Genomic DNA, 3,235 nt, shown 5'->3' on the forward strand with positions numbered 1-3,235 from the left:
GAAGGGACGTTGGTGATATCGTCGCAACTGGCTGAAATACATCCGGCAACGGTCACCGGCGCGCGTTGAATTTGTCGCGACATTGGCCGACGATCGGCGCGTTCCGAACTGGCATAACTCCAGCAATTCCGCGATGGGAGTTCCGGATTGATTGCTTCGGCTCCTCGCAAACTTCTCGCCCGCAATTGCGTGGCATGTTACCGCAGTTGGGGATTGAGGGGATCAACGAGCGAAAAGGCGCAGAGTCCAATGGGATGGTCGCCTCGCTCAGCTAATGACGCTGTCGACGCCGGTGGTAGAAAGCTTGAATTGTCTGAACCTGCTCGCGGATTCACGTTGGTGAAACCGCTGATTGATCACGCAGCTCGCATGCTCGAGTGCAACGGCTTTGAATGAGCTCATCGCAGGTGGGTAACGAGAAAGAGATCGCATTGCAAAGCTTGCGGTGCAGTCTCTCGTTCCCACGATGCCGCGGCCACGTCACATTTCGGTCACGCTGTTGCCGCGGCTTTCGCATTTTCCCATTCAGCCGTTACGAATTGATGTGAATCGACACCGTTCCGTTCGAATAGACTGCCGACGCATTGACGCCATCCACGGTCACAGTCGAAAACTGCTGATTGCCGACGCCACCCGTGATCAGCTGAATCGTGTCGCCAGCTTTCGGCGCAAAGCCGTTCGCGAACTTCACGTGCAGCGTGCTGCCGGCCAGCGTCAGCTGGCCGCCAACATTCAATTGCCCGCCGCCTGAACCGTCGACCTCCATCGCGAGCGTCGCCCCGGGCAGTACGGTGAATTTGCCGCCGACCTTGACCGGCGAGCTCGCGCTCATGATCGCCGTGCCCGCGCCGACGAATACGTCGCCCGTGCCGAACGCCGTCGCCGAATCCGCTTGCAACGTGGCGCCCGTTATCTGCGTGCCGCCCGAGTAGCTGTTGTTGCCGGTGAGTTGCAGCGCGCCCGTGCCGCTCAGCGTCAGCTTGCCGCTGCCCGAAATGTCGTTGCGCCACATGTCGTTGGCACTGAAACCTCCTTGCGTCGCATCCATCGAAACGACGACACTGCCGTTGAACTGGCCGTAGCCGTTGAAGGCCGCGAACGTGTCGATGCGTCCATAGCCTTCGGCGTCGTCCATCACTGGGAAGCCGGAAGGAAACTCGGTCGTCTTGATCACGACCCGGCGCTGGTCTGCGCTCAGATACGGAAAGCGCGTTTCGAGCAGCACTTCGGCACCTTTAGGAACGGTGGGTGGCGCATTGGTCGATTCGATCTGCGTGAAGCCGAACGTCATGCGCCTGATGTCGTTTGCCTTGTTGGTCGCGAAGTCCGCAAATCGATCGGTGGCAAGCGTGCCCGAATGCGCGAGTGCGAAGAACGCGGCGGGCTTGGTGTTCGTCGCGGCTTCGAGCGCGGTATGCGCCTGCTGGAATGCCTCGGTCTTCAGCGTCGCATTCGCCGGATTGTTCAGGTTCGCCACCGTCGCCGCGATCGCGAACATGCGTCCGGCCATCACGTCGAGCGGCGAGTGCATGCCGGCAAGAATGCGGTTCTCGCCGAGTTCGAGACCGCGCGAGATCATCTCCGTGCCGCGCTCGGGCAAACAGTAGGCCATCGTCAGCGCATCGCGCATCGCTTCGGCTTCATGGCCGCTGATATAGCCGCCGTCCGTCGTCGGGTCCGCGCTCTCGGCCGGCACGAGCGTTGGATCGACGATCACGTTCGAGCTCCAGCGGTACGGTCGCGCGTACTTGTAGAAGCGCTTGCCCGGTTCCGTCGACGCGTTGTTGCCCATTGCGGAGAGCAGATCCACGACGTGCCCGAATGTCGGATTCGCGGTGCCGCCCACGCCGATATTGTTCCCCGTGTCGTTAAAGAGCACGGTCGTCGCATTCGCGGGAATGCTCGTGATCGTCGTCGTTTGCTGGGCCGCGGCGCGCCATGCATCGGTGAGCGGCCCCATGCCGTCGGTCACGCTAAAGCCCTTGCCGCGGCGGTCGTCGAAATAGGCGGCATCGGCCTGAGCTTGCGTGCGATTCGTGGTTTCACCAATCGCGAACTGGATGTTGGCGTTGTGCACGGCCGCGTTGAGCACCGTGCCGCCTGGGGTCCCGTCGTTCGGCAAACCCGTCCACGTCGATGGGACGATCGCCGGAAACGAACCGACCGCCGGAGCGGATACGCCCGCATCGACAATTTCGGTCAATGGCGACCAGATGTCGAGGAACCGCGACACGAGGCGCACACCCGCATTCGTGTTCAACGCTGCGAAGCGTGCGTCGCCGCGCTGATTCGTCGCGATGTTGTCGACGAATGCAGGGACGTCGGGAATGGGCGCGTTATCGACAAAGGTCGGATCCGGCGGTGGCGGCGGCGCCGAAGCATTGGTGGCGCTGTGATTGCCGTCGCTTCCGCCGCCGCACGCGGCAACCAGCAGCACGCTCAAGATGAGCGTTGCGTGCAGCTTCAAACATTTCCTGTGTGAGCGCATGCGCTTCAAACCCCCGGTCTATTCGATGCATTAGAAGAACCGGGAGTCTATTCACCGCGCGTGACCGCCACATTACCAATTGCGTATGGATGACGCCAACCTTACGATCGGCCAGCTCGCCCGCGCCACGGGCACGAAGGTCGAGACCTTCCGGTTCTACGAAGAGACCGGGTTGCTGCCCGCGCCGGCAAGGACGGAAGCCAATTACCGCGCATATTCGGAAGCACACCTGAGGCCTCTGAGCTTCATTCGCCGTGCACGTGATCTGGGTTTTTCGCTCGAACAGGTGCGCGAACTGCTGCAGCTCGCGGATGACCGCGGCCGAATCGATGCGATCGCATCCGCGCACCGTGCCGAAATCGAACGCAAGATTTGCGATCTGAAGGCGCTAAAGGCAGAACTCGATAGTCTGATCGACCAGTGCAGCTGCGGGGCAGTGGCGGAGTGCCGCATCATTGACGCGTTGTCACCGATACCGTGATAACAGGCAGGCACGATCGGCGCCGCGAGACGTTGGCCCTTCATTTTCTCGCGTGCGTCTCCTTTGAGATGGCGGACATTCGAATCGCTCGGGCCTAATGTCTCTGAAGGGTCGGACTGCGCCTCCTGCGTTCGACAGAAGCCAGCCACGTGCCGGAACGAATTCTTCATCAACGTTATTGTCAAAGTAACGTTGCTGGACTTTCACACCATCATGAAGCCCTTATGCTTCGCAGCAGCCCTCATCGTGCTCACCACCGGCTGCGC

Annotated in this window: 2 protein-coding genes; one reads left to right on the forward strand and one right to left on the reverse strand. The window is 61.1% G+C overall.

Annotation, left to right across the window (positions count from 1 at the left end; genetic code table 11):
* Positions 1–532 precede the first annotated feature (532 nt).
* Positions 533–2,488, reverse strand: coding sequence for an acid phosphatase (locus tag P0D73_RS46060; protein WP_408436346.1), 1,956 nt, complete (start codon positions 2,486–2,488; stop codon positions 533–535).
* An 85-nt stretch (positions 2,489–2,573) separates the two neighbouring features.
* On the opposite strand from P0D73_RS46060, the gene P0D73_RS46065 reads away from it, so the two are divergent.
* On the forward strand, positions 2,574–2,969 hold the full coding sequence (locus tag P0D73_RS46065; protein ID WP_408182438.1) for a MerR family transcriptional regulator: 396 nt from the start codon (positions 2,574–2,576) through the stop codon (positions 2,967–2,969).
* The last annotated feature ends 266 nt before the right edge of the window (positions 2,970–3,235 follow it).

Source organism: Paraburkholderia sp. RL18-101-BIB-B (assembly GCF_046026985.1).
Classification (GTDB): domain Bacteria; phylum Pseudomonadota; class Gammaproteobacteria; order Burkholderiales; family Burkholderiaceae; genus Paraburkholderia.

Bases quoted from the DNA above. Each gene is read 5' to 3' on its own strand.
- P0D73_RS46065 (WP_408182438.1), top strand. From the start codon at position 2,574: ATGGATGACGCCAACCTTACGATCGGCCAGCTCGCCCGCGCCACGGGC.
- P0D73_RS46060 (WP_408436346.1), bottom strand. From the start codon at position 2,488: ATGCGCTCACACAGGAAATGTTTGAAGCTGCACGCAACGCTCATCTTG.